28 protein-coding genes are annotated in these 26,904 nt (G+C 51.7%); 11 read left to right on the forward strand and 17 right to left on the reverse strand.

All coding sequences use genetic code 11. The features are described from left to right. Positions 1 to 41 precede the first annotated feature (41 nt). Entirely contained in the window at positions 42 to 1,238 is a 1,197-nt protein-coding gene (locus tag BZG76_RS11850; RefSeq protein ID WP_077461516.1) for a glycine C-acetyltransferase, read from the forward strand. A 19-nt stretch (positions 1,239 to 1,257) separates the two neighbouring features. Next, positions 1,258 to 2,286 (forward strand): L-threonine 3-dehydrogenase, encoded by a 1,029-nt coding sequence (gene tdh / locus BZG76_RS11855; protein WP_077461581.1) that lies wholly within the window; start codon positions 1,258 to 1,260, stop codon positions 2,284 to 2,286. A gap of 93 nt (positions 2,287 to 2,379) precedes the next feature. Here the strand turns inward: tdh and BZG76_RS11860 are convergent, their stop codons facing one another. Together BZG76_RS11860 and gpmM are read right to left on the reverse strand one after the other, a co-directional pair. Then, positions 2,380 to 3,399: a murein hydrolase activator EnvC family protein gene (locus BZG76_RS11860; protein WP_241824088.1), complete on the reverse strand. Its 1,020-nt coding sequence runs from the start codon at positions 3,397 to 3,399 to the stop codon at positions 2,380 to 2,382. A 121-nt stretch (positions 3,400 to 3,520) separates the two neighbouring features. Beyond that, complete coding sequence (gene gpmM / locus BZG76_RS11865) at positions 3,521 to 5,059, reverse strand: 2,3-bisphosphoglycerate-independent phosphoglycerate mutase (RefSeq protein ID WP_025744222.1); 1,539 nt, start codon at positions 5,057 to 5,059, stop codon at positions 3,521 to 3,523. Between the two features lie 482 nt (positions 5,060 to 5,541). On the opposite strand from gpmM, the gene BZG76_RS11870 reads away from it, so the two are divergent. The 4 genes from BZG76_RS11870 to cysE all read left to right on the forward strand — a co-directional run bounded on the left by BZG76_RS11870 (position 5,542) and on the right by cysE (position 8,564). After that, complete coding sequence (locus tag BZG76_RS11870) at positions 5,542 to 6,003, forward strand: rhodanese-like domain-containing protein (RefSeq protein ID WP_077461518.1); 462 nt, start codon at positions 5,542 to 5,544, stop codon at positions 6,001 to 6,003. 96 nt (positions 6,004 to 6,099) lie between these two features. Further along, a complete protein-coding gene (secB, locus tag BZG76_RS11875; protein WP_077461519.1) occupies positions 6,100 to 6,582 on the forward strand; it encodes a protein-export chaperone SecB in 483 nt (160 codons plus the stop codon). 9 nt (positions 6,583 to 6,591) lie between these two features. Next, positions 6,592 to 7,611 (forward strand): NAD(P)H-dependent glycerol-3-phosphate dehydrogenase, encoded by a 1,020-nt coding sequence (gene gpsA, locus BZG76_RS11880; RefSeq protein ID WP_025744225.1) that lies wholly within the window; start codon positions 6,592 to 6,594, stop codon positions 7,609 to 7,611. A gap of 119 nt (positions 7,612 to 7,730) precedes the next feature. Further along, a complete protein-coding gene (gene cysE, locus BZG76_RS11885) occupies positions 7,731 to 8,564 on the forward strand; it encodes a serine O-acetyltransferase (RefSeq protein WP_236719494.1) in 834 nt (277 codons plus the stop codon). A 91-nt stretch (positions 8,565 to 8,655) separates the two neighbouring features. Here cysE and pfkA read toward each other — a convergent pair whose 3' ends face one another. From pfkA to BZG76_RS11900, 3 genes are all read right to left on the reverse strand, one after another. Continuing rightward, positions 8,656 to 9,618, reverse strand: coding sequence for a 6-phosphofructokinase (gene pfkA / locus BZG76_RS11890; protein ID WP_025744227.1), 963 nt, complete (start codon positions 9,616 to 9,618; stop codon positions 8,656 to 8,658). 154 nt (positions 9,619 to 9,772) lie between these two features. Further along, entirely contained in the window at positions 9,773 to 10,714 is a 942-nt protein-coding gene (gene fieF, locus BZG76_RS11895; RefSeq protein ID WP_077461521.1) for a CDF family cation-efflux transporter FieF, read from the reverse strand. A gap of 75 nt (positions 10,715 to 10,789) precedes the next feature. Then, complete coding sequence (locus tag BZG76_RS11900) at positions 10,790 to 11,254, reverse strand: Spy/CpxP family protein refolding chaperone (protein ID WP_077461522.1); 465 nt, start codon at positions 11,252 to 11,254, stop codon at positions 10,790 to 10,792. A gap of 161 nt (positions 11,255 to 11,415) precedes the next feature. Between BZG76_RS11900 and BZG76_RS11905 the strand changes: the two genes are divergently transcribed. The 3 genes from BZG76_RS11905 to trmL all read left to right on the forward strand — a co-directional run bounded on the left by BZG76_RS11905 (position 11,416) and on the right by trmL (position 14,017). Further along, a complete protein-coding gene (locus BZG76_RS11905; protein WP_077461523.1) occupies positions 11,416 to 12,111 on the forward strand; it encodes a response regulator in 696 nt (231 codons plus the stop codon). After that, a complete protein-coding gene (cpxA, locus tag BZG76_RS11910) occupies positions 12,099 to 13,493 on the forward strand; it encodes an envelope stress sensor histidine kinase CpxA (protein ID WP_077461524.1) in 1,395 nt (464 codons plus the stop codon). Before BZG76_RS11905 ends, cpxA begins: the two co-directional genes overlap by 13 nt. Before the next feature lie 62 nt (positions 13,494 to 13,555). Beyond that, entirely contained in the window at positions 13,556 to 14,017 is a 462-nt protein-coding gene (gene trmL, locus BZG76_RS11915) for a tRNA (uridine(34)/cytosine(34)/5-carboxymethylaminomethyluridine(34)-2'-O)-methyltransferase TrmL (protein ID WP_077461525.1), read from the forward strand. A gap of 93 nt (positions 14,018 to 14,110) precedes the next feature. Here trmL and tpiA read toward each other — a convergent pair whose 3' ends face one another. Beyond that, positions 14,111 to 14,878 carry a triose-phosphate isomerase gene (tpiA, locus tag BZG76_RS11920; protein ID WP_077461526.1) on the reverse strand — a complete coding sequence of 256 codons (768 nt, stop codon included), beginning with the start codon at positions 14,876 to 14,878 and terminating at the stop codon, positions 14,111 to 14,113. A 190-nt stretch (positions 14,879 to 15,068) separates the two neighbouring features. Here tpiA and BZG76_RS11925 point away from each other — a divergent pair, with 190 nt between their 5' ends. Next, positions 15,069 to 15,503, forward strand: a complete 435-nt coding sequence (locus BZG76_RS11925) for a 5-carboxymethyl-2-hydroxymuconate Delta-isomerase (RefSeq protein WP_241824089.1) — start codon at positions 15,069 to 15,071, stop codon at positions 15,501 to 15,503. 14 nt (positions 15,504 to 15,517) lie between these two features. Here BZG76_RS11925 and BZG76_RS11930 read toward each other — a convergent pair whose 3' ends face one another. From BZG76_RS11930 to glpX, 4 genes are all read right to left on the reverse strand, one after another. Further along, positions 15,518 to 15,865, reverse strand: a complete 348-nt coding sequence (locus BZG76_RS11930) for a DUF3135 domain-containing protein (protein ID WP_025744234.1) — start codon at positions 15,863 to 15,865, stop codon at positions 15,518 to 15,520. Positions 15,866 to 16,102: 237 nt separating this feature from the next. Further along, on the reverse strand, positions 16,103 to 16,846 hold the full coding sequence (locus BZG76_RS11935; RefSeq protein ID WP_025744235.1) for a ferredoxin--NADP reductase: 744 nt from the start codon (positions 16,844 to 16,846) through the stop codon (positions 16,103 to 16,105). A 9-nt stretch (positions 16,847 to 16,855) separates the two neighbouring features. Continuing rightward, the gene (locus BZG76_RS11940) at positions 16,856 to 17,476 is read right to left on the reverse strand and encodes a helix-turn-helix transcriptional regulator (protein WP_077461527.1); all 621 of its coding nucleotides are present in this window, start codon (positions 17,474 to 17,476) and stop codon (positions 16,856 to 16,858) included. Positions 17,477 to 17,610: 134 nt separating this feature from the next. Then, complete coding sequence (gene glpX, locus BZG76_RS11945; RefSeq protein WP_077461528.1) at positions 17,611 to 18,618, reverse strand: class II fructose-bisphosphatase; 1,008 nt, start codon at positions 18,616 to 18,618, stop codon at positions 17,611 to 17,613. Positions 18,619 to 18,906: 288 nt separating this feature from the next. On the opposite strand from glpX, the gene zapB reads away from it, so the two are divergent. After that, on the forward strand, positions 18,907 to 19,149 hold the full coding sequence (gene zapB, locus BZG76_RS11950; RefSeq protein WP_025744238.1) for a cell division protein ZapB: 243 nt from the start codon (positions 18,907 to 18,909) through the stop codon (positions 19,147 to 19,149). 50 nt (positions 19,150 to 19,199) lie between these two features. Here zapB and rraA read toward each other — a convergent pair whose 3' ends face one another. The 7 genes from rraA to priA all read right to left on the reverse strand — a co-directional run bounded on the left by rraA (position 19,200) and on the right by priA (position 26,894). After that, positions 19,200 to 19,721, reverse strand: a complete 522-nt coding sequence (rraA, locus tag BZG76_RS11955; RefSeq protein WP_077461529.1) for a ribonuclease E activity regulator RraA — start codon at positions 19,719 to 19,721, stop codon at positions 19,200 to 19,202. A 119-nt stretch (positions 19,722 to 19,840) separates the two neighbouring features. Continuing rightward, a complete protein-coding gene (locus tag BZG76_RS11960) occupies positions 19,841 to 20,746 on the reverse strand; it encodes a 1,4-dihydroxy-2-naphthoate polyprenyltransferase (protein ID WP_077461530.1) in 906 nt (301 codons plus the stop codon). A gap of 163 nt (positions 20,747 to 20,909) precedes the next feature. Continuing rightward, on the reverse strand, positions 20,910 to 22,241 hold the full coding sequence (gene hslU / locus BZG76_RS11965; protein ID WP_025744240.1) for an HslU--HslV peptidase ATPase subunit: 1,332 nt from the start codon (positions 22,239 to 22,241) through the stop codon (positions 20,910 to 20,912). A gap of 2 nt (positions 22,242 to 22,243) precedes the next feature. After that, a complete protein-coding gene (gene hslV / locus BZG76_RS11970) occupies positions 22,244 to 22,780 on the reverse strand; it encodes an ATP-dependent protease subunit HslV (protein ID WP_077461531.1) in 537 nt (178 codons plus the stop codon). Positions 22,781 to 22,886: 106 nt separating this feature from the next. Continuing rightward, complete coding sequence (locus BZG76_RS11975; protein ID WP_077461532.1) at positions 22,887 to 23,444, reverse strand: SPOR domain-containing protein; 558 nt, start codon at positions 23,442 to 23,444, stop codon at positions 22,887 to 22,889. 71 nt (positions 23,445 to 23,515) lie between these two features. Further along, entirely contained in the window at positions 23,516 to 24,544 is a 1,029-nt protein-coding gene (cytR, locus tag BZG76_RS11980) for a DNA-binding transcriptional regulator CytR (RefSeq protein WP_269087430.1), read from the reverse strand. A gap of 151 nt (positions 24,545 to 24,695) precedes the next feature. After that, entirely contained in the window at positions 24,696 to 26,894 is a 2,199-nt protein-coding gene (gene priA, locus BZG76_RS11985; protein WP_108743678.1) for a primosomal protein N', read from the reverse strand. Positions 26,895 to 26,904: the final 10 nt, after the last annotated feature.

The raw sequence follows: 26,904 nt of genomic DNA on the forward strand, positions 1-26,904 counted from the left end.
GCGGCCTTCCAAAAGTAATCATCACCAGCATGGAGATTGCGATGACGGCTGCCTTCTATCAGCAAATGCGTCATCAGCTTGAGCAAGTAAAAGCTGATGGCTTGTACAAAAGTGAACGCCTTATTACTTCCCCGCAATCGGCCAGTGTGGCCGTTAATCATGAGCAACAGGTGCTCAATTTCTGCGCGAATAACTATCTAGGGTTAGCCAATCATCCTGCCTTGGTTGAGGCTGCCAAAGCGGGGATGGATGAGCACGGCTTTGGTATGGCGTCAGTGCGCTTTATTTGTGGCACGCAAGACGCCCATAAAACCCTTGAGGCCAAACTCTCTGACTTTTTGGGCATGGAAGATACGATTTTGTATTCGTCATGCTTTGATGCGAATACCGGCTTGTTTGAAACTATCCTGGGGCCTGATGATGCCATTGTCTCAGATGCGTTGAACCATGCATCGATCATTGATGGGGTGCGTTTATGTAAAGCGAAGCGGTTCCGTTACGCCAACAACGATATGGACGAGCTGGAAGCCCAACTTAAAGCCGCGAAAGCAGCCAATGTGGCGAATATCTTGATTGTCACCGACGGCGTTTTCTCGATGGATGGCGTGGTCGCTAACTTGCCCGCGGTGTGCGATCTGGCTGAGCAGTATGGCGCGCTGGTGATGGTGGATGACTCCCACGCTGTGGGCTTTATGGGCGATCATGGCCGTGGTACCCACGAATACCACCAAGTCATGGACCGCGTTGATATCATCACTGGGACCTTGGGTAAAGCCATGGGGGGAGCCTCGGGTGGCTATACATCGGGTAAAAAAGAAGTGATCGATTGGCTGCGTCAACGTTCACGCCCTTATCTGTTCTCGAATTCACTGGCACCGGCGATTGTGTCGGCCTCTATTCGCGTGCTCGATATGCTGGCGGAAAGTGACCATTTGCGCGCACAGCTATGGGATAACAGCGCACATTTCCGAGCTCGCATGACTGAGGCAGGTTTCACGCTAGCAGGCGCGGATCATGCCATTATTCCGGTGATGCTGGGAGATGCCAAAGTCGCGAGTGAGTTTGCCGAACGTATGATGCAAGAAGGCGTCTATGTGGTGGGCTTCTCTTATCCTGTGGTGCCGAAAGGGCAAGCACGTATTCGCACTCAAATGTCAGCCGCACACACGCGTGAGCAACTGGACCGCGCGATTGATGCTTTCATCAAAGTCGGTAAAGAAATGCAACTGATTGGGTAATCGTATGACACAAACAAGCATGAAAGCCCTGGCGAAGCTAAAAGCCGAGCCCGGTATTTGGATGACGGAGGCGGCGCTGCCTGAGCTTGGGCATAACGATCTACTGATCAAAATCCGCAAAACCGCCATCTGCGGTACCGACGTTCATATTTACAAGTGGGATGAGTGGTCGCAAAACACCATTCCGGTTCCCATGGTAGTCGGTCACGAATATGTGGGTGAAGTGGTTGGGATTGGACAAGAAGTCAAAGGTTTCGCCATCGGTGATCGCGTCTCCGGAGAAGGCCACATTACTTGTGGTCACTGCCGTAATTGCCGCGGCGGACGCACCCACCTTTGCCGTAATACCGAAGGGGTCGGGGTCAATCGTCCTGGCGCATTTGCGGAATATTTAGTGATCCCAGCGTTTAATGCCTTCAAAATTCCAGCGGAAATTTCGGACGATTTAGCCTCGATCTTTGACCCATTTGGCAATGCGGTGCACACCGCGTTATCGTTTGATCTGGTCGGCGAAGACGTGCTAATCACAGGAGCCGGCCCGATTGGTATTATGGCTGCGGCGGTTGCGCGTCATGTGGGCGCAAGACATGTGGTGATCACTGATGTGAACGAGTATCGCCTTGAGCTTGCCCGCAAAATGGGCGTGACTCGGGCGGTAAACGTCGCCGAGACCTCGATAGAATCGGTGATGGAAGAGCTTGGAATGACGGAAGGCTTTGACGTTGGCATGGAAATGTCGGGCGTCCCTGCCGCTTTTAATAGCATGCTGTCAGCCATGAACCATGGCGGCAATATTGCTTTACTCGGGATCCCACCGAGCGATATGGGCATTGATTGGAACCAAGTGATCTTTAAAGGCTTGGTAATCAAAGGTATCTATGGTCGCGAAATGTTTGAGACTTGGTACAAGATGGCCTCCTTGATTCAATCAGGGTTGGATTTAACCCCCATCATTACCCACCATTACCACGTGGATGACTTTCAAGAAGGCTTTGAGATGATGTGCTCAGGGCAGTCTGGCAAGGTGATCCTCGACTGGCAGGGCTAATGTAAGAGACCCATAACGCCATATGACCGGGTGATTGAAGGCTCACCAGGCGCTTGGCAATATTGACAGCGCTCACCCATGGGGTGGGCGTTTTTAATCCAACCAAGGAACTGGGTTAGTAGTATTGCCTTTACGACGAATCTCGAAATATAGCGATGGTGTTGATTGTCCGCCACTGTCGCCAACTAAGGCAATCGGTTCACCGGCGGTCACTGTGTCGCCGACGTCTTTGAGTAATGCTTGATTATAGCCGTACAAGCTCATATCCCCCTTGCCATGATCGACGGCAATCAATAGCCCGTAGCCACGTAGCCAACTGGATAGCACCACTTTTCCTGCATGCGCCGCTTTCACTTCCGTGCCACGCTTGGCATCAATCACGATGCCATTCCAAGTCACTTCGCCGGATTGGCGCTCGCCAAAGCGGTGAAGGAGTTTACCTTGGGCCGGCCAAGTGAGTTTTCCTTTGGCGTCACTAATGCCTGCCATATTGACCTGCGCGCGTCGTGCCGCCTCGGCGATTTGTTCTTGCAAGCGCTGCTTATTAGCTTTGAGCTCGGCTAAATATGCGCTGTCACTGGCAATCTTGGCACGAATTTGTTTCGCCGTTTGGCTTTGTGCGTTTTGCTCAGTCTCAAGCTCACGCTTTTTATCGGTTAACTCAGCCACGAGCTGCGTTTGTTTGTCCCGCTGCTGTTTGAGCTGGTGAGCGGTGAGCTGATAATCGGTACGGGTAGCGGCGAGTGACTCAATCGTCTGCTGCATTGTGCCTGCAACGATTTCGGCGTAGCGCGTTAACCGGTCAAGGGTGGCTGGTGATTCTTGGCTGAGCAGTCGTTTGAGTTGATCGTGTTTGCCTTGACGATATTGCGCATCGATAAGCTCGCCCAGTTGGGCTTGTTGGGCGATCATTTCCTGCTTTAATCGCGCTTGTTGTTGCGTCAGCTGGGTAATGTCGGTATCTGTTTCTTGCAGGCTAGCTTGCGCTTGGCGGATGCGCCTGGACAAGGTGTCAATCCGTTTAGATTGCGCTTTTAAGTCGCGCTGAAGTGCATTGAGTTTTTTATTGTGCGCGGCCAGCTGTGATTGTTGGCGGGCAATCTCATCGCTCACGCCCTCAAGTTGTGAGTTAGCGTGCACAGACCCTGTGAATAGACACAGAAAAACGCCAGTGCATAATGCACTGGCGCGGAGGGTTTGACCTAGGCGTGTTCGTTTCTCCCGCATGGGGAGATTATTTCAGATCGAACAGAGGCTTGCCAGTCATCTCTTCAGGAATCGGCATATCGGACAATGCCAACATGGTCGGTGCCAGATCAGACAGCTTACCGCCTTCTTTCAAGGTCACTGGTTTGCTACCGACATACATCAGTGGGACTGGTAAGTTGGTGTGTGCGGTATATGCACCGCCCGTTTCCTCGTTAACCATCATTTCAGCGTTACCGTGGTCGGCGGTGATCAGCATTTGACCGTCCACTTCTTTAATCGCTTCTAGCACGCGACCGATACAGCCATCGACAGCTTCACACGCTTGGACAGCAGCCTCGTAGACGCCCGTATGACCTACCATATCACCGTTCGGGTAGTTACAGATGATCATATCGAACTTGCCGGACTTAATCGCATCAACCAGTTTATCCGTTAGCTCTTCAGAGCTCATTTCGGGTTGTAGATCGTAAGTGGCCACTTTGGGTGACGCCACCAAAGAGCGCTCTTCGCCTTCAAATACGGTTTCCATACCACCGTTGAAGAAGAAAGTGACGTGCGCGTATTTCTCAGTTTCTGAAATACGTAGCTGGGTTTTACCGGTTTTCGATAGCCATTCACCCAAGGTGTTTGACAGGCTTGTCGGTGGGAAAGCCACCGTCGTATCGATATCGGCTGCGTATTCGGTCAGCATGACAAAGTCGGACAGTTCGGCATACTTCTTACGCGCAAACCCATCAAACTCAGGCATAAAGGCACGAGTCATTTCGCGCGCCCGGTCGGCACGGAAGTTCATGAAAATAACTGCGTCGCCGTCGTTGATGGTCGCTTTGTTGTCACCCTCACGGAAGATTTCCGTTGGGGCGACAAACTCGTCATTTTCTTCACGCGCATACGCCGCTTCGAGGCCTTCAACCGCGCTCGTTGCGCTATGCTCGCCTTGCGCCAAGGTCAACAAATCGTAAGCTCGCTCTACACGATCCCAGTTGTTGTCGCGGTCCATCGCGTAGTAGCGACCCACCAGTGAGGCCGTACGTCCTTTGCCTAGCTTGGCAAAAAGGGCGTCAAAACGCTCAAGTGAGGCTTTTGCGCTACGTGGTGGCGTATCACGACCATCCAAGAAGGCGTGCAGATAGATTTGATCCGCACCACGCTCAGCGGCCAACTCAACCATGGCCGCAATGTGGTCTTCATGGCTATGAACGCCACCTGGTGACATCAGACCCATGATATGAACGGCTTTGCCTTTATCCACGGCTTTATCGACCGCGGCAGTGAGTGCGGGGGTCTGGTTAAAGTCGCCATCGGCGATGGATTTGGTGATACGGGTGAGTTCTTGATACACCACGCGGCCAGCACCGATATTCACGTGACCGACTTCTGAGTTACCCATTTGCCCATCAGGCAGGCCAACGTCAAAACCGGATGCTGAAATCAAGGTGCTATTGTCGGCCATCAGGCTGTCGATAATCGGCGTGTTAGCATTGGTGATGGCATTATCGCTTTGTGGGTCACGATAGCCCCAGCCATCGAGAATCACCAGTGCAAGTGGTTTTTTCGCAGACATATTACGTCCTCTTAATTCAAGCTAAAGACTGACATTGGATGCCACTGACATTGAATGTCATGGAGCAGCCACTGAGGCTTGATGCCAGATTTGAGGCTAGCATCAGGCCTCAGTGGTGCAGTGTGCGTAATTTTACAACATTTTACGCAAGGATACGTAGGCTAAGATCAATTATTCCAGCTGATAAGTTAACCAGCAAGGGTTGCATGGCTTGCCTTCTACCCTTGACTCCCCTCATTATGGCGAAGATTGTCGGTATACGCGAATGGCTTCACTCGATGTCTGCGATTGATGAAACCTTCTTTCTTTTTAACATATTGAGGGGAACGAAAATTTATCATTCGATCACCGTGAGTGAGCAAGCGCGCGATTTCGTCTTGGTAGGCTGTAAAACCCTGACGAGCAGGTTATACTCGACACCATTTTCACCCCTTGATGGACTCTCGCCTCGCGGGACAAACAAGCAGTATAGAGCAAAGGTTATGCAGGAATATATCGATTTTGTCTCCAACAACATGATTCTGACACTGGTCTGGGTTGGCTTAGCTGCCACCCTGTCGATGTCGCTGATCAAACAGAAAACCGCCGCTTACAAAGTGGTGGCTCCGAACGATGCCGCGATCCTGAACAACCGTGAAAATGGGGTGTTTGTGGATATTCGCAGTCATGACGAGTTTCGTGCGGGCCATATCACGGGTGCAATCAACGTATTGCCCAGTGAAATTAAATCGCACTCATTTGGCGAACTTGAAAAACATAAAACTGACCCCATCATCGTAGTATGCAAGACCGGTCAAACCGCGGCTGACAGTGCGAATCAACTCGCCAAAGCGGGTTTTGAGTCTGTGTATGTGCTCAAAGATGGCTTGACCTCGTGGAACGATGCCAAAATGCCACTGGTCCGCGCCAAAAGCGGCAAAGGCAAAAGCAAAAAGAAAAAGTGATCCCTCACTCAAATCTCGAGCGACTGCATGACGCAGTGGCTCGCATTTTTTAATGTGCCCGGCACATAAGCAACTAGTTAGAAAGGACGAACCACCATGGCTGAAGCAGAAAACAACCAACAAGCCGAGCAAAACTTTGCCATCCAACGCGTTTTTCTTAAAGACGTGTCTTTTGAGGCGCCAAATTCACCTGACGTTTTTCAGCAAGACTGGGCACCTGACGTTAACTTAGATTTAGACACGCAAAGCCGCGAGCTGGGTGAAGGCATTTACGAGGTTGTTCTGCGTCTAACCGTGACCGTGAAAAACCAAGAGAGCAGTGCGTTCTTGTGCGAAGTACAACAAGGCGGCATCTTCTCGGTTACCGGCATGGATGCGCCGCAATTAGCGCATTGCCTCGGCGCTTTTTGCCCGAATATTCTTTTCCCTTACGCGCGTGAGACGATTTCTAGCTTGGTCGTTAAAGGGACGTTCCCACAGCTTAACCTTGCACCGGTAAACTTTGATGCCTTGTTCATGAACTACCTGCAACAGCAGGCGGACGCGAAATCTGGCAAAGAAGAAGACGCGCAAGCCTAAGGGGTCATTATGACAGATCTTGCTCCCACTCAAGACGCCGCGATTGTTGTATTGGGCGCTGGCTCGTACGGCACTGCCTTAGCGATCTCACTGGCGAGAAATGGTGCCAACGTTGTGTTATGGGGGCACGATCCACGTCATCTTGCGCAGTTGGAAATTGACCGTGCTAACCAGGCTTTTTTACCAGGCGTCGCCTTTCCAGACTCGCTGGTGCTTTGTGCCGATTTGTCCGTGGCGGTGAATGCCAGTCGTGATTTATTGGTGGTGGTGCCCAGCCACGTCTTTGGTCAAGTGCTCGGCCAAATCCGGCCCTACTTACGCGCGGATTCTCGCGTTTGCTGGGCCACAAAAGGGCTAGAACCGGAAACCGGACGCCTGTTGCAAGAAGTCGCGCGTGAACAACTGGGTGATTCGCGCTCGCTGGCGGTACTCTCGGGTCCCACTTTCGCTAAAGAGCTGGCGGCTGGCATGCCGACGGCGATTTCTGTTTCCTCGCCTGACCCTGAGTTTGTGCGTGATTTGCAAGAGACGATTCATTGCCAGCAGAGTTTCCGCGTTTACGGCAATCATGATTTTATCGGCATGCAATTAGGTGGCGCGGTAAAAAACGTGATTGCGATTGGGGCTGGGATTTCTGATGGTATCGGGTTTGGCGCCAATGCGCGCACGGCTCTGATTACGCGTGGCTTGGCGGAAATGACGCGCTTGGGTGAAGCGCTAGGCGCATCGCGAGAGACCTTTATGGGCATGGCCGGTTTAGGTGATCTGGTTTTAACCTGCACCGATAATCAATCGCGTAATCGCCGCTTTGGGCTGGCGCTTGGCCAAGGTGAAGGCGTGCAAGCGGCGCAGGATAATATCGGTCAAGTGGTTGAGGGCTTTCGCAATACCAAAGAGGTGTGGGCACTGGCGCAGCGCGCTGGGGTTGAAATGCCGATTGTGGAGCAAATTTATCAAGTTTTATATCAGGGTAAATTGGCGCATCACGCTGCTCGAGACTTGCTGGCCCGCGATAAAAAATCCGAATAACGGCAACGTGTATCAGCATATAAATAGGCGCGCGGGGTGAGAACCGCGCGTTTTTTTTATACACTGGCACGGTAGGGGAAAGTCCCAGTTGCCGGTGATTTTTGATAAGGATGAAGGCAGTGAATCAGGCTAAAAAAGAATGCCAACAGAACCGTGTGTGGCAAGCGGTAAAAACAGAAGCACGCGAACACTCAGAGCGCGAGCCCATGTTGGCCAGCTTTTACCATGCCACAATTATCAAGCACGATAATCTCGCCAGTGCCCTGAGCTATATTTTGGCCAATAAATTGTCGACGCCGTCGATGCCGTCGATGGCGGTGCGAGAAGTGATTGAAGAAGTGTATGCCAATGATGCGTCGGTGGCTGAATCGGCTGCCTGCGATATTTGTGCCACGGTAGAGCGGGATCCTGCGGTGGAACTGTACTCCACGCCCTTACTGTACCTAAAAGGGTTTCATGCCTTGCAAGGCTTCCGTGTGGCAAATTGGCTGTGGCACCAAGGTCGCAAAGAGTTAGCGACGTACCTACAAAACCAAATTTCAGTGACCAGTCAGGTGGATGTTCATCCGGCGGCCACTATCGGACGTGGGATCATGTTTGACCACGCCACGGGGATCGTGATCGGTGAGACGGCGGTGATCGAAGATAATGTTTCGATCTTGCAAGATGTTACTCTCGGCGGGACCGGAAAAGAAGGCGGTGATCGCCATCCGAAAATTCGGACCGGTGTGATGATCGGCGCCGGTGCGAAAATCCTTGGCAATATCGATATTGGCGAGGGCGCGAAAATTGGATCATGCTCTGTGGTGCTCAACCCTGTACCGCCGCACACCACGGTGGCGGGCGTGCCGGCTAAAATCGTTGGGCGCCCGAGTTCACACATGCCCTCACTGGATATGGATCAAGAGTTTAACGGCTCACACAAAACGTTTATTTCGGGGGACGGCATATAACTGCTTTGACGCCATTCCACAAAAAAAACGGAACCGCACAGTTCCGTTTTTTTGATCGCCATGCGCTAATCAGCGCAATATCGCGAGCGGCTTAGAACAGTTTTTCTGCCACTTCGTAAAGATCATCACGGAATGGGCGCTTCATGTTTTCAATGGCATCAATGATGTCATGGTGAACCATTTTGTCATTTTGAATCCCGACACAGCGTCCGCCTTCGCCGTTTTGCAGCAGGTCGACCGCATAGGCACCCATGCGCGAAGCAAGGATACGGTCAAATGCACCGGGCTGACCGCCACGCTGAATGTGGCCCAAAATGGTCGCACGTGTTTCGCGGCCAGTTTCGGTTTCGATGAACTTCGCCAGTTCATTAGCATCGGTCATTAGCTCTGTAATCGCGATGATCGCGTGCTTTTTACCCTTGTAAATGCCTTCTTTCACTTTGGCAAGCAGCTTGTCTTTATCAAGACCAATTTCCGGTGTGATGATGTATTCACAGCCGCCAGCGATCGACGCCATTAAGGTCAAGTCACCACAGTGGCGCCCCATGACTTCGACAATAGAGATCCGCTGATGCGACGAGGAGGTGTCACGCAAACGGTCGATAGCGTCGATCACTGTGTTCATCGCGGTCATATAGCCAATGGTATAATCGGTACCGGCGACGTCGTTATCAATGGTGCCTGGCAGGCCAATACAAGGATAGCCCATCTCAGTCAGTTTTTTCGCGCCCATGAACGACCCGTCACCACCGATAACCACCAGCGCATCAATGCCGTGCATTTTTAGATTTTGAATGGCTTGCTCACGTACTTTTTCGTCAGCAAACTCGGGGAAGCGAGCTGAACCTAAAAAGGTTCCGCCGCGGTTAATCACGTCAGATACGCTTGTTCGGTTTAGGCGTTCGATGCGGTTTTGATGCAAGCCAAGAAACCCGTCATAAATACCGTAAACTTCTAATCCTTCGCTCAATGCGCTGCGAACCACACCGCGAATCGCTGCGTTCATACCTGGCGCATCACCGCCACTGGTCAAAACACCAATTTTTCTAACCATGGTTACCCTCTGACTGTTCGTCACTTATTTCGTGCCGATTGCGGAAATGGCAACCTGCTTGCCCCAGTGAACCCGCAATGACGCTTGCTTAAACTGTAATTTTCCTACTTCTGTAATAGTATTACAATTACTGTAGAAAAAAAGTTGATACATGTCAGCCCGATGAGCTTTTGTTCAGCCTCTCATCAAGGCTTTTGTTTTCCTTGCCACCACCTGTTTCCCTTGCCACCACCGATTTTGGGTCTTGATGAATCATGACATCCGCGCCGGGAAAGGCGACCAGTAGCCTATCTTCTACGACATCTGCAAGGGTATGTGCATCCACTAAGGGTAGCTCGTCATCAAGCTCTATGTGTAGTTGGATAAATTTTGTCATACCGGCTTGGCGCGTACGCAGTTGGTGAATGCCATGAACGCCGACGACAGAACTGGAAAGTACCGCGATTTTCTCTTGCTCTTCAAGCGGTAACTGCCTATCAAGCAGTGATTGGACCGCCTCGTACGCCATTTTGACAGCTTGAGATAGGATAAAAACACTGATGCCGATGGCAAACCAAGCGTCAGCTTGCGTCCAGCCGTACCAACTCAGTGCCAAGGCGACAATGATCGCAATATTCATTAATAAATCGGATTGATAGTGAAGTGCATCGGCAGCAATGGCTGGACTGGCCGTTTTGCGAATCACCCATTTTTGGAATAAGACTAACCCTAGCGTAATCACGGTGGCACCGGCACTGACAGCAACGCCAAGCTCTGGCGATGCAATCGGCACTGGCTTGAACAAACGTTCAAGGCCACTGAGGAGCAAAAAGGAGGCCGATCCGACGATAAAGGTTGATTGCGCGAGTGCGGCGAGGGATTCGGCTTTGCCGTGGCCGAAACTATGCTCACTATCAGCAGGTTGAACGGCGTACCGCACCACAATTAAATTGGTCAACGAGGCCAGTAGATCGAGCAGTGAATCGACAAATGAGGCCAGCACACTGACCGATCCTGTCAACCACCATGCAATCAATTTGGCCAGAAGTAAGGTGGTCGCTACCGCGGTGGCTGCCCACGCGGCGGCCTCGACCCAGAAAGCATACTGTTTTTTCATAAAAAAGGGCTGTGTAATGAAACGCAACCCTTAGTATATAGACTGTTGACCCGATGCGTATGACACGACGCAGATTTATCGTGAACAATTGCCTCGACGATCATGGTGGCCTTGGCCGCGCTTGCCTTTTTCTTTATCCCAACCGCCGTGTCGGCGTTGGTCATGCATCTTATCTAAGAAGGTTTCTTGCTGCTCCGGCGTCAACACTTGCATCATGGCATGCATGTGGCGAGCGCGCTCGATCCCTTGGCCGTGCATTTGTCGGCCATGTTGTGGCATGGCATTGAATAGCTCGGTGGCCGCCGCTTCATCAAATTCAGGTTGAGTTAGCAGTGCCCCCATTTGCTGCCGGAATCCGTCACGCGCCTGGAGACGTTGATCTCGGTAAGTGTCGCGAAGGGTGTCGAGTTGTGATTGTTGTGCTTCCGTTAAGTCAAGATCCTGCCAGATCCCGCGGTTGGTGTCGTTACCGAACTGCGGTGCAGCAAGGGTGGGAATCGCAATGAGCGCGGCGGCTAAGCCAAGGGTTAAACGTTTCATCCTGTCTCTCCATCATTGAGTAGGTACACGTTTAGATTAACCCTTGGGATGTAAAGTCACGTTATGCGATGTAAAGATGGGTAAAGTCATGCCTGTGCCGATGTCGCTATGATAAAAAGATTGTATTCAGCGTCACTGAATTGAGGAGAGGGTCACGGGCGATGCAGCAGGTTCTAATTATTGACGATGACACCGAATTGACCGCACTGCTTGGTGAGTTGCTGTCATTGGAAGGGTTTTCGGTTCGCTGCGCGGACAATGGACAAATGGGCTTAGCAATGGCGAGTGAATTACCGCCAGATATTATTTTGCTCGATGTCATGATGCCGGTCTTAAATGGTATGGAAACGTTACGGCAACTCCGCGCCACGTCACATGTTGCGATTTTGATGTTGACCGCACGAGGTGAAGAAGTAGACCGCGTGATGGGCTTAGAGCTTGGGGCGGATGATTACCTGGCCAAACCGTTTAGTGATCGAGAGCTTCTAGCAAGAATGCGGGCGATTTTACGACGCACTCGGTTACCGGACCCCGAGCCGCCGACCCAAGCGCAAGAGCCTGTTTTAGCCCATGACGATGTGTGCGTTTACCCGCATCGGTTGGAAACAGTATGCCAAGGCGAGACGGTCGATCTGACCGGCATGGAGACAGAAATGTTGGCGTGCTTGCTGGCGCACCCGGGTGAAGTGGTAAGTAAAGCCCACTTGAGTGAGCAGGTGTTAGGTAAGCGTTTGATGCCCTTTGACCGTGCCGTGGATGTGCACATTTCCAATTTGCGCAAAAAGTTACCTGAACGTGCTGATGCTAAACCAAGAATCAAAACGCTGCGAGGAAAGGGGTATTTATGGGTCGACTAGCCAGCGTGCGCCAAACCCTGTCGCGTGTTCCTTTTTTCTCTAGTTTGTATGGTCGGATTTTCGTGATTTTTTGGCTCACACTATTACTGGTATTAGCGGCGGTCATTTGGGCCCAGCGTGGCGATCCGCGATCGCTGCACCCAGTGCCGGCCGCGGAGCAAGCACGTATTGCTGCTCAAATAAATCAGTTAGTGAACATCGCGACGACACGCGACATACCGATAGCCACGCTCGTTGCCAGACATAATCAGCGTCGTGGTCATCGCCACAGTCGGGCAGCGAACACCCTTTACTGGGTCCCTAAATCGGCCCGGATTGACGATTTACCGACCGAGTTACGTCGCTTTATGGCTCAAACCAATGAGACAGAGCAGCCGATGCAACGCTTGGTGCGTCGCGCCATGCTCGCCGGTCCTTTTTCTGTGAGTACGGATAACGCGCAAGGCAATCTTTATCATGCCCGTCGTTGGCAGCCTCGTCTTCCTTTCGTGTTGAAAATACTGGAAACGCCGCAGCATTTGTTGCTGGTCACTATGTTGGTCAGTACTCCCTTGTTGCTTTGGTTGGCCTATACACTGACGCGTCCGGCGCGGCGGTTTGAGGCGGCAAGTCGTCGTGTCGCCAACGGCGATTTAGTGCCGGATCCTGCGTTAGAGTGCGGCCCGAGAGAATTCAGTGAGGCTGGGAAGGGATTTAATCATATGGTTACGGCGCTCAATCAAATGGTGACCGGACAACAGCAACTGGTGTCGGATATTTCTCATGAGTTACGGTCGCCGCTGACGCGCTTACAAATGGCACGCGCCTTGGCGGAGCGTGAATTAGGACACAGTGATAGCTTGGCCAGGATTGAGCGGGAAGCGGGGCAGCTTGAAGCCTTAATTGCGGAGCTGCTTACGTTGTCAAAACTGCAAGCGCAAGGGCAGCTTGAGCGCGCGTCAGTCAGTGCGGATGTGTTGTGGCAGTCGGTGGTGGACGATGCGAGTTTCGAAGCGAATCAACAAGGCAAATCGATCACGATAACGCCATGGCCGTCGGTCACATTGAGTGTTAATTCGCGCCTAGCTTGTAGCGCGTTGGAAAACGTACTAAGAAACGCGATCCGTTATGCGCACCTAGGTATCGATATCACCACATTCATTGATGATACCATGCTGGTCATTCAGGTTGCCGATGATGGTCCGGGAGTGCCAGAGAGCATGTTGACCGATATCTTTCGGCCTTTTTATCGTGTCTCTGCCGCCCGAGAGCGGCAATCTGGCGGCTCTGGGCTAGGGCTTGCGATCACCGCGCAAGCGGTACAACAGCATGGCGGGCAGGTCTTGGCTCACAATCGACCGCAAGGCGGGTTGGTCGTCACACTTCGCTGGCCGGTGCATTAATATTGCGCTGGTTTCCCGCGGTTGCGACAATAACGGCTTATTTCTCACTGTGGTAACTGACCATGTTTGACATTGCGCTTTATGAGCCAGAAATTGCGCCTAATACGGGCAATATTATTCGATTATGTGCTAACTGTGGCGCTAACTTGCACTTGATTGAGCCGTTAGGCTTCGATTTGGAAGAAAAGAAGGTACGCCGTGCGGGGTTGGATTATCATGACTTGGCGCGGGTGACGCGACATGCGAATTATGCCGCCTTCATTGATGCCATGGCGGGACGTCGGATCTTTGCTTGTACAACCAAAGCGACGCAATATCATACTCAGGCAACATTTGCGCCTGGCGACGTGCTGTTGTTTGGCCCTGAAACACGGGGGCTACCGCAGGATCTTATTCAGGCACTGCCGGACACGCAGCGTTTGCGTATCCCGATGCAGCCAGATGCACGCAGCCTCAACTTATCCAATGCAGTGGCAATTATTGGCTACGAAGCCTGGCGTCAGTTAGGTTTTGAAGGCGCATAGCGAACAGACTGACAGACAAAAAACGCCCCCTACCAATAGGGGGCGTTTTTATTCGCGAGCGCGTTACTATTGGCTATTTAACCGCACAACGAATTACGCTTTTTTCGCTTCACCGGCGGCTTTCGCGATTGCAGCAAAGCCTGCAGCGTCAAGCGCGGCACCGCCAACCAAGGCGCCGTCGATATCCGGCATCGCGAACAGCTCTGCGGCATTTCCAGCTTTGACCGAACCGCCGTACTGGATGACCACTTTGCTTGCGACGTCTTCGCTGTAAGACGCAATGTGCTTACGGATGGCAGCATGAATGTCTTGCGCTTGCTGAGCGGTTGCCGCTTTACCGGTGCCGATTGCCCAGATTGGCTCATAAGCAATGATCGCACCGTTTAGCGCTTCAACGCCTTGAGATTGGATCACAGCGTCAAGCTGGCGAGAACACACCGCCAGGGTTTCGCCCGCTTCGTTTTGTGCGTCAGATTCACCGATGCAAAGTACTGGTGTGAGGCCATTTTCTTTCAAGAAAGCGAATTTTTTCGCCACAAACTCGTCAGATTCTTGGTGATATTCACGGCGCTCTGAGTGGCCGATAATAATATGGGTTGCACCAAAATCTTTCAGCATGTCGGCAGAGATATCACCGGTGAATGCACCGCTATTGTTGGTATCAACGTTTTGCGCACCCAACTTAATGGCGCTGTCAGCCAGCAGTTGTTCGGCTTGTGCCAGATACATCACCGGTGGTGCGACGGCAACGTCAACGCCTTCAACGTCTTTGAGTTCAGCATTAAGGCCGTTAAGCAGTTCAGTGACCATGGCTTTGCTGCCATTGAGTTTCCAGTTACCCATTACCAATGGACGGCGCATAGGAGTTCCTCCGCGGTTTAGTTGATTTGAAGTCAAAAGATGTAAAGAAGGTAGTCTATTGTAGCGCGGCCTTCTCTGTTTAAAATCATAGAATGGCGAGAATGTCCTCGTTTTTACCCGTTTTGCGCGCAAAAGGGAACCTTCAGGTAGTAAAATTTCATCATTATTGCGCCAATGGGGCGGCCAAAGTGTGACAGAGGTGCTCGTGATGGCGCCTATCTTGCGGCATGATGCAGGTTTGTGTTTTCAACGGAGTGAAATGATGCCTCATTTGGTGATGGAATACACCGACGCGTTAGCAGAGCGTGTGAACATTGATCAGCTGGTGGATGATCTGCACCAAGCGGCGATCGCCACCGATTGTTTTGACCCTGACGCGCTCAAATCTCGCGCTGTTCCATGCGCCGTTTGGCGTGTCGGTGCGCAAGCCGATCGCGGCGAGTTTGTGCATGTCGAGTTTCGCCTACTGGCTGGACGCAGTGATCAACAAAAACAGCAAATCAGTGACGCATTAACCGGGCCGCTGCGTGACCATGCAGGCCATGTCACCAGCCTAACGGTGGAAGTCCGTGACATGGATACCACCAGTTATCGCAAGTGGGTCGGACCCAATCATGCACTATGAGTGGCTCAATCGGTTTATCTCGATTGAGTTGGTGGTGTGGGGGCGTTGGCTGTTTGTCCCACTTTAAATTCCATGATGTCCGCTTGGTGGCTGCGCAAGGCGTCTGGGTTGGTAAACGCAGTCGAAAAGCGCGAATACTGACGAGTCAGTGCTTGGAAGAGCATCATGTTGACGTGTAATGGATTTTTACCATGATCAATCATGCGATTAATATGGCTTAACATGGCATGGAGCTGTGGCTGAGTGGCGTGGGACGCATTGGCGATCACCTCTTCGCTCATCTTAAGCCGTAATGTTTCTAATGCACGAGGGTCGGTCTGGGCCAACGCCGCTAACTCATCAAAAGAAGGAAGGGTCTTCATCGCATACTCCTTACGCGTCGTCGGCCGCGTGGCCATGTTACCAAAGCGTTAAAGTAACTATGAGTCGAGGTTTGCCAGGGATCAAACTTGCGCTGTCTGGCCAAGCTGGCGCCGTGGATAGAGAGATGGACGACGTATTGAGTAATTAATTGAATCAACGTCGTTTTTCTGGGGTTATTTTTGTGGATAAAAATGCCCCGCTTTACCGTATGCGTATCAGCAAAGCAGGGGGAGGAATTACCAGTAATGCTCAGTGGTCACATTCCCGGGCTTGCGGCGTAAGTTTTTACTGAGGCCTTTTCCTTCCAGCAGTGTTTTCACTTCTTTTACCATGGCTGGGTTGCCACATAACATCACCTGGCTGTGCTCGGAGGTCAGAGGCAGACCAACCACGCGTTCGAGCAATCCGTCTTCGAGAGCGTGTGTTACCCTACCTGATAAGGCGCCAGCTATAGGCTCGCGACTAACAAAAGGCTGAACCACCAGTTGGTCAGGGTATTTTTCTGCCAGTGCGTTAATGCGTGCTTGATAGGTTAAATCGGCAGCAAAACGTACCGCATGGACCAAGATAATTTTGCGAAAACGTGACCAGACATCGCCTTGCTCCATCAGCGAAATATAAGGGCCGATGGCTGTCCCCGTGGCAAACATCCAGAGGTGTTGACCTTGTGGTACTTCATCTAGGGTAAAGTAGCCGGCTGGATCTTGGGTAATCATCACGTTATCACCCGGCTCGAGCGCGTGAAGGCGTGGTGACATCAGGCCGTCAGCCACACGTGTCGCATACACTTCTAAGTATTTACTTTGTGGAGGATTCACAAACGAATAGGCGCGCTGGATCAGTTTGCCATCGATCTCCATCCCTAGCTTTGTGAATTGGCCTGCCGTAAAGGGCGCGACAGGGGCGGATAACACCAGGCTGAAGAGATCCTTCGTCCAATGTTGGTTCTCCACGACATCAGCCTTGATCCAAGTGGCCATATTACCTCCTCACGTTTTATCTCCAATGCGATAAGTGCAGCGATGCTGTCCTGAAACAATGTGTTCTTCACGTTCCACCCGATAGCGGTCGCCCAGTAAGTGTCGAAATAACTGGATTTCTGAGCGACATAGCGCAGGACAGGTTTTCGCTGCTTGACAGATAGGGCAGTGATGTTCAATCAACATATAGTCAGCGCCGTCTCGATGGAGCTCGGCCATATACCCCTCGCTCTCTCTAAGATACGCCAAGGTTTGCAATTTAGCCTCTAAATTATCGCAATCTTTGAGCGCATCTTGGTATTGGGCGAAGGTGGCAGCTTCACGTTGGGCGATCACTTTTGCGACCCCTTGGTCGCCAAAAACCTCTTGCACCGAATCGATCAAGGTGACGGATAAATCATGATGACTATCCGCAAACCGTCGGTGTCCGGTGGCGGTTAAAGACCAGTGGCGTGTAGGCCGGCCAACTTTGGCGCGGATATCTTCAAAATCCACCAAGCCATCACGCTCAAGGCTTTGTAAATGCTGACGCACGCCCATGGTGGTCATATTCAGATTATCCGCTAAGACTTTTGCACTGACACGGCCTTCGCGCTTTATGGTGTCTAAAATGCGGTCAGTGGATTTCATCGTCCGGACCTCGATTACCCCAATTGCAAATGTGCGAACGCATACTCACAATTAAATAAAGTAAAGTATTTATAAAAGGGTAATCGAAATCAATGGATTTGACCAGTCAGAGGCTACACTCATCAATGTGAAGATTATAAGATGTGCGGTTTGATCGCTTCATCTTTGCGGCTTAAATAGTGGGTGGAGCGAATACGGCGAATGGTCCGACATTGGCCACGTACCACCAGGGTTTCTGTCGTGGCTAGATCGCCCTGTCGGCTGATCCCATCAAGTAGGTCGCCTTTGGTGATGCCGGTTGCGGCGAAGACAACATTATCGCTACTGGCCATCTGTGACAGCGTGAGGACTTGGCGGGCTTGAATCCCCATTTGTTGACACCGGGCCAGCTCTTGCTCTCCGTAAACACGGTTCTCTGGGGTGTCACCTTTCACATCGTGTCGAGGGAGCAAGCGGCCTTGCATGTCCCCGCCTAGTGCACGGATCACGGCCGCAGAGACGACCCCCTCTGGCGCTCCGCCGATCCCAACCATGACATCCACTTCACTTTCTGGCATGCAGGTTAGAATAGAAGCAGCTACATCACCATCTGGAAAGGCGAATACTCGGATCCCTTGCGCTTGCATACTGGCAATAATGGCATCATGACGAGGTTTTGCTAAGGTGGCGACGACGAGGGTGTCGAGGGTTTTTCCGAGCGCAATGGCGACATTCTTGAGGTTTTCAAGCAGGGGCTTATTGAGGCCAATCACACCTTTGGCGCCAGGCCCCACCACTAATTTTTCCATGTACATATCTGGCGCTTTTAAAAAGCTGCCCTTTTCTCCAGCGGCCAGCACTGCCAAGGCATTGGCCTGACCCATTGCTGTCATGCGTGTGCCTTCAATCGGATCAACGGCAATATCAACCGCTTCACCGCCCAAGCCGACTTGCTCGCCAATATATAGCATGGGGGCATCGTCGATTTCCCCTTCACCGATGACGACTTCACCGTCAATCTCGGTCAGATTTAGCAAGGTACGCATTACCTCAACCGCTGCGCCATCGGCTGCGTTTTTGTCCCCTCTTCCCAACCACTTATAACCCGCGAGAGCGGCGCCTTCGGTGACGCGAGAAAAAGCCAATGCGAGATCACGTTTCATGAGTACTCCGGAATGTCAGCCACATTAAGACAGGCGTTAGCCTAATTTCCGCGCAGTTTACCAGAAATAGAAAACGTTTGCGTGACGAGTGCGGCGATGATTTTTATCTTCGCAGTGCGATAGTTGGCGAAGTCGCTGCATTTTTGCGCACTTGTCCATGCATAGGTAGTGAGAATAGTGGCAGTCTGACACCACCTGAGTACAATAAAGTCGGGGTGCACACCTGTTGCACGGGTTACTGCCGGATAAGCAGTAACGGGATCAATCGTCAGAAATAAGGTGGCCTTGATGTCATTGGAAGTATTAGAACAACTCGAAGCTAAAGTACAAATGGCGGTGGATACGATTTCGCTGCTACAAATGGAAATCGAAGAGCTCAAAGAAAAGAACGGGTCGCTGGAGCAAGATGCAGTGGCTGAAAAAGAAAGCCGTGAGCAATTAGCGCAAGAAAACGCCAAGTTAAAAGAAGAGCAAGAAGCTTGGCAGAATCGTATCCGTAGCTTACTCGGTAAGATCGAGAGCGTTGAATAAACCAAAAACAGAGCCGATGGGCTCTGTTTTTTATCGGTCAACTGACGCTACTAATCCTCGTCGAGATCATCGTCTTCTTCGTCGACTTCAGTGATGCTGAGCGGATCCGGCGATAAGATGACGCCAGTGGTGTCCGCATAGACATGGTCATCCGGCAAAAAGGTGACGCCGCCAAAGTTCACGGGGACGTCGGTTTCACCGGTACCTTGTTCATCAGCGCCCACTGGGATAGAGGCCAAGGCCTGGATACCTATGTCGATTTCATCGATGGTATCCACGTCGCGCACGCAGCCATAGACAATCATGCCAGCCCAGTCGTTATCTGCCGCGAGCTGTGCAATCTCGCCATCAATTAAGGCGCGACGTAACGAGCCACCGCCATCGATCAACATAATCCGCTGCTCGCCGTCTTGCTCGGCCATCTCGCGAATTAAGCCTGTATCTTCGAAGCATTTTACCGTGGTAATTTGGCCACCAAACGAGCTGCGGCCCCCATAAGAGCTAAACATTGGCTCCACGACATCCACTTGGTCGGGGTACATGTCGCATAGTTCCGAGGTATTGTATTCCATAGTCTAACTTCTTGTTGAGGCAGAAAAAGGCTGGCAAGCTTGCGCTGCCAACATGGCAAGTCCAAGTATAACGGGGCAATAAGGGTTTGCAATGACAAAGCGGCTAATCTGTGTCTTTATTAGACTAACAGCATCCCAGTCATAAATAGCCCATTAGTCACTAAGGCGCAGCGCACCATGTTGCCCATCATTGGCCGAAGCGCGTTCGCATTCGCCGTTTGATACACTTCGCGTCCGTGGCGAACCAATAAGGGCACACTCGCCAAGAACAACCATCCCAGCCAAGCTTGTAAGGTCAACGCGGCAAATAATGAGTAACAAACAATCGCACCGGCAAGTAGGATGACATGGTACTGCCGGCCTCGCTCGGGACCCAAGCGCACGACCAGGGTGTGTTTGCCACAAGCACGATCATTATCAATGTCTCGTAAGTTGTTGATGTTGAGCACGCCGACAGCCAGCAATCCGCATGCTGTCGCAGGCAAGATCACCAGCGAGTCAATCTGTCCAACTTGCAAATAGTAGGTCCCGGCGACGCCTAGCCAACCAAAAAACATCAGCACCGATAAATCACCGAGGCCTCGATAGCCGTAAGGTTTATTGCCGACGGTATAGGTGATCGAAGCGACGATGGCCATCAGGCCGAGCAATAAAAAGCTAATAATATCGGTGGGCTGCTGACAGGCAATCGCGATCAGTCCGCCGCCACTTAACACGGTGAGGGCAATATTGAAGGTCAGGGCGCGGCGCATGGTGGCGAGGCTCACTTTGCCCGATTGGATGGCACGCATCGGACCTAAACGGGTCATGTTGTCCGTGCCTTTTATCGCATCCCCGTAGTCATTAGCAAGATTAGAGAGGATTTGTAAGAATAAAGCGGTGATCAGCGCCATAACACTGATAGACCAAGAGAGGTTGCCTTGCGCTGCGGCGACCGCACTCCCTGATAAAATAGATGTCACGGCCAAAGGCAGCGTTTTGGGTCGCGCAGCATCAAGCCAAATAGCGAGCGTAGGGTGCAGCATAGCGATCCTCGAGACGAAAAAACGATGTCACTATTATTACGCAAGCAGCACAAGGAGTAACGAGTTCGCGACCGAAATCCTGCTTCCTATTGCGCCAGCTCAAGTTTTGATGCAAAAAAGGGCAGCGTTTGCTGCCCTAAGTTCGATAGTTGACGTGTCGTGACTACAGGATAAACCGACTTAAGTCTTCGTCATCCACCAGCTCTTCGAGGTGGCTACGGACGTATTCTGCGTCAACCACAACCTGTTGACCGGCGCGTTCACTGGCTTCGTATGAGACATCTTCCATCAGTCGCTCCATCAAGGTATGCAGACGACGCGCACCGATGTTTTCGGTTTTCTCATTGACTCGCCACGCCGCGGAAGCTAGCTCATCAATACCGCTTGGCTCAAAGCTCAAGTCAATCTCCTCGGTTTTGAGTAGTGCCGAGTATTGCTGGGTCAGTGAGGCGTTCGGCTCGGTAAGAATCCGTTTGAAGTCATTGGTTGACAATGCTTCTAGCTCGACGCGGATCGGGAGACGGCCTTGTAGTTCCGGGATCAAGTCTGACGGACGTGAGACCTGAAATGCACCAGAGGCAATAAACAGGATATGATCGGTTTTGATCATGCCATGCTTGGTTGAGACCGTACTGCCTTCAACTAACGGTAAGAGATCACGCTGTACACCTTCACGTGATACATCGCCACCACTGGTGTTACCCGACTTACAAATCTTATCGATTTCATCCACGAACACGATGCCATTGTTTTCCACCATGTGGATGGCTTGCTCTTTGATTTCTTCTTGATTGACCAGCTTAGCCGCTTCTTCTTCGGTCAGCGCCTTCATTGCGTCTTTGATTTTCATCTTACGCTTTTTAGTGCTGTTGCCGGCAAGGTTTTGGAACATCCCTTGCAGCTGATTGGTCATTTCTTCCATGCCCGGTGGTGACATGATTTCTACGCCCATTTGCGGCGCCGCAACATCGACTTCCACTTCTTTGTCGTCAAGTTTACCTTCGCGTAATTTTTTACGGAAGCTTTGGCGTGTTGACGAATCTTCTTGGGTCGCTTCGTTTTGGCCCCATGCATCACGCGCTGGAGGCAGTAAGATGTCGAGGATACGATCTTCCGCTTGTTCTTCGGCGCGGAATTTGACTTTTTCCATCGCCTGCTGCTGGGTCAGATTCATCGCCACATCCGCAAGATCACGAATAATGGTTTCGACTTCTTTACCCACATAGCCGACTTCGGTGAATTTGGTCGCTTCTACTTTGATAAAAGGCGCATTCGCTAATCGCGCAAGACGACGTGCAATTTCGGTTTTACCGACACCGGTGGGGCCAATCATCAAGATGTTTTTCGGGGTCACTTCCGCACGCAAGTCTTCTGGCAGTTGCATACGGCGCCAGCGGTTTCGCAGTGCGATCGCCACCGCACGTTTGGCATTGTCTTGACCAATAATATGGCGGTCAAGTTCGTGCACGATTTCGCGTGGAGTCATTTCAGACATCACTAATCCTGTTTATTACTCTCGAGTTCTTCAACCGTGTGTTGTTGGTTTGTAAACACACATATATCACCGGCGATGGTTAGCGCTTTCTCTGCAATCTCGCGGGCGTCTAACTCGGTGTTTTCTAACATGGCAACGGCGGCGGCTTGCGCATAGTTACCGCCTGAGCCAATAGYAATCAGATCGCGCTCGGGCTCAACCACATCACCATTACCGGTAATGATTAAGGAAGCGGTTTCATCCGCGACAGCCAGTAGGGCTTCAAGGCGACGCAGCGCGCGATCGGTTCGCCATTCTTTGGCAAGCTCAACGGCTGCTTTGGTTAGGTGCCCTTGGTGGAGCTCAAGCTTACGCTCAAAGCGCTCAAATAAGGTAAAGGCATCTGCGGTACCGCCAGCAAAACCAGCGAGCACTTGGCCGTTATACAAGCGACGAACTTTTCGCGCATTACCTTTCATGACGGTATTGCCGAGCGATACTTGACCATCGCCAGCAATAACCACTTTACCTTCGCGACGGACGGAGACGATTGTAGTCACGGGAACCTCTTTGTTTGTGTCTGGTGCACCAGATGGGTGATTAATCTAGATGGTTGGGTTTTGACGCTGACTTTTCAAGGGGAGAGCGCAATACTTTCCCCGTTCGCTATTCCCAATACCAAATAGCACAAGGTTCGACACCGGCGCGACGCAGCATATTGCGATCTTTCTCTGCTTGGCGCTTGCGCGGGTAAGGGCCAAGCACCACACGATACCAAGTGCCTTTCTCACCAGGGCTTACCTTGATTTGGCTTTCTAGCCCTTGAAACGCAATGATCGCTTTACGCTCATTAGCCTGCCCTTGGCTACGGTAAGCACCGCATTGCATGAGGTAAGGACGGGTCGATTGTGGCAGCGCTTTTGCTTTCACTTCTACTTCCTTGCCTTCCAGCTCTTCGATGTAGCTCCATTTTTCTTTGGGCTTTTTCGGTAGACTTTCTACCTGGCTTTGCGTGGCCGGTTGCGTGTGAGACACGGGGGGAGAAGGGGGTGTCGGTGCATCGGTTTTGCTCAACCAATACAGGCCATAAGCAAACGCACCCACTAAGACAACAGCAAGCAGCGCCCATTTAAATGGGAATCCAGCCCGCGTCTTGGTCGGTTGGCGGCGAGTATTTTTTTTACGCGGCGCTTTGCCACGTTTAACGTAATCACGAGTTGCCACAGCAAATAATCAAATTAAGAAGCCAGTAAAGGGCTCATATTACTGGCTTGAGCCCGTGCTGACTAGTCTTACTACCGAGACGGAGGGGCGACACTCTCACGGATCACCAGCTTGGCGTCCAAAAGCCGGGAGCCAGGGGTCACTTCTCGTCCTTGTAACGTGTTTAGCAGCATCAACATGGCTTGGCGGCCAATGTCATAGCGAGGCTGCGAAACGGTCGTGAGTGGTGGATCGCAATACTCGGCGAATTGGATATCATCAAAACCAACAATGGAGATATCTTGCGGGACCCGCATGCCTAAACGTTTCGCTTGTTGCATCGCGCCAACGGCCATGACATCGCAGTGACAGAATACCGCAGTGGGTGGCTCAGGCAGTGAGAGCAAGTTGGTGATGGCACGCGCTCCGGAGGCAAAACTAAAGTCACCGACGACGCTATACGCTGGATTGATGGTGATCCCCGCTCGATGTAACGCTTGCTGATACCCTTGTGAGCGGAACTGCGTTAATGCTGTCTCCGGTACGCCGGTAATGTTAGCAATCCGAGTATGGCCGACTTGGGTGAGATAATTAACCGCTTCAAAGGCAGCGGTAAGGTTATCGATATGAACCGTCGGTAATTCCAGATCGGGCGCATATTCACAGGCCATGACCAGTGGCGGTAAGTTTTTTTGCTCAGGCTTGCTGACATCAAAAGGGACGTCGGAGCCAAGCAGCAGCATGCCATCCGCTTGTTTAGTAAACACCAGATTGACGAATGAATTTTCACGGTGGTGTTGCTGGGCACTGTCACCCAGTAGAACTAGGTAGCCATGTTCCATGGCGGCTTCTTCAATGCCGCGAATAATCTCACTGAAGTAGGGATCACAAATGTCCGGTACAATAGCGACGATGGTTTTTGATTCATTGCGACGCAAGTTACGCGCAAGTGAATTAGGGGAATAACCAGCTTCAACCACAGCATGTTCAACTTTTTTACGCGTGCTGGCTGACACCTTCTCTGGGTTCATCAGCGCGCGCGATACCGTTGCTGTGGATACACCGGCAATGTGGGCAACGTCCTTCATTGTCGCCATAATGACAGTCCTCTTGTTATCTATATTGTGAGATCAAACAGTTATTAGCTCATCTGACCTGTTTTCTTAGCCAATTGCGGCCCTATTTTACCTATGCTTGTCCAATTTAAATACGGACAAGCTAACACTTATTGCAATGAAAGTGTGACTTGTGTCGACTTACGGCAAGGGAGTATTAAGAAAGGTCTTGCGGCTCGACATCTAAAGACCAACGTACTTTGCGCGAAAGGGGTAATTGATGGATTGCAGGAAGAGCCACCGTTAGCCACTGCTGCATCACTTTTCGACTTGGGGCTTGGATTAATAATTGCCAGCGATAACGGCCCGCGCGTTTGGCCATCGCTGCGGGCATAGGGCCCATGACATGGCTTTCATCGTGTTGAATGGGGGAGGCAGCGAGCGTTTGACGTACTTGTTGTAAAAACTGCTGCACACTGTTTTCTTCATGGCCTTCGGCGCGAAATAAACTTAAGAACGTATAGGGCGGAAGCCAAGCTTGGCGGCGTTCAGTGAGCGCCGACTCCGCAAAGGCTTGATAGCCTTTGTGTACCAGCGATTGGATCAGGCTGTGCTCGGGATGGTGCGTTTGTAATAGCACCGTCCCTGGCTTGCTGGCGCGACCGGCGCGGCCGGCGACTTGCACCATCAGTTGCGCCAACCGTTCAGGCGCGCGAAAGTCATTACTAAACAAGGCACCGTCGACATCAACTAACGCCACTAGGGTGACATTGGGAAAATGATGGCCCTTAGCGAGCATTTGTGTGCCCAGTAGGATCTGATATTCGCCCTTTTCTATGCCATTAAGGTAGGTTTCCAAGCTGCCCTTACGGCGGGTATTGTCGCGATCAATACGCACGGTTTTATATTCAGGAAAGAGCTCGCCCAACTGGCTTTCAAGCTGCTCGGTGCCCACGCCGACACTGATTAACTGGGTGGAGCCACAATCGTGACACTGGTGCGGAACGGGTTTTTGGTGGCCACAATGATGACAACGCAATTCTTGCTGTTGCTGGTGAAGGGTATAGTAAGCATCACAACGTTGACAATTCGCGAGCCAGCCACACTCGTGGCACATCATGGCGGGCGCATAGCCACGGCGATTTAAAAACAACATGACCTGATTGCCTTGTTGTAGGTGCTGGCGCATTTCGGCGATCAACGGCGCGGATAATCCAGCGTCGAGGTAATGGCCCTTAATATCGAGTATTCCCTGACGTGCGGTCACCGCATTACCTGGACGCTGAGTCAGCTTGAGGTACTGATATTTACCGGTTTTTGCGTTATGCAAGCTTTCCAAAGAGGGGGTGGCAGAACCGAGTATCACCGGCACTTTTTCTTCATGACCACGCATAACCGCTAAGTCTCGGGCATGATAACGAAAGCTATCTTGCTGTTTATACGAGGGGTCATGCTCTTCGTCAATAATGATAATGCCTAAATTAGCCATCGGCGTGAACAGGGCAGACCGTGTACCAATGACGATTGCTGCTTGATTCTCGCGCGCGGCTAACCAGGCTTTTAGTCGATCGTTATCATTTAAGCCTGAATGCATCACGGTTACCGGGACATGAAAGCGGCGCTCAAACCGGCGAATGGTTTGTGGGGTGAGGCCGATTTCTGGTACCAAAATTAAGGCTTGTTCACCGCGAGCAAGCACAGGTTCGAGCACGTTTAGGTAGACCTCTGTCTTCCCTGAACCGGTGATCCCCTCGAGTAAAGCACAAGCAAAACCGTCATTGGCATTGATGGTGGCAACCGCCATCGCCTGTTCATGGTTGAGTGCCGGTTTGTCTTCGGTGACGGCAAAATGCGGTTGCCAGGCTTGAGCGTTTAGCGGTGGTGTGTAGGGGGCTATCCAACCTTTTTTGGCCAGGGTTTTTAGCACCGGTGCGCCGATGTCTTGTTCGATCAAGTCGGCATGGGTGGCAGGGCCGTGTGTGAGCAACTGCAACACCCGAGCTTGTTTAGGGGCACGGCTCAGGCCCGAGAGGAGTTGGTTTTGTCCTGACTCGGTAATTTGCCACCATTTTTGCTGTTGTAATGCCGCAGGGCGTCCTTTTCGAAGCAGGGTTGGCATCACAGCGCCCATCGCATCCCCTAGCGGATGATGATAAAAGCGGCTTGCCCAGTGGAGTAAATGATAGACGCCGGGCGTCCAAACCGGTTGGGTATCCAATACGGCATCGAGCACCTTGAGTTGGCTCGCGTCCACACTGGCGGTTGCGGATAAGCCGGTGACAATGCCAACCTTGTGCTGGCGGCCAAAGGGCACTTTTACCCGCCCACCGATGATGGGATGTTGATTCTCACCGATTCGGTAATCAAAAGTTTTCGCTAACGGGACCGGTAGGGCCACCTGAGCAAACTGTTCCATCACAACATCT

This window comes from Salinivibrio sp. AR647, assembly GCF_001995415.1.
GTDB lineage: Bacteria > Pseudomonadota > Gammaproteobacteria > Enterobacterales > Vibrionaceae > Salinivibrio > Salinivibrio costicola.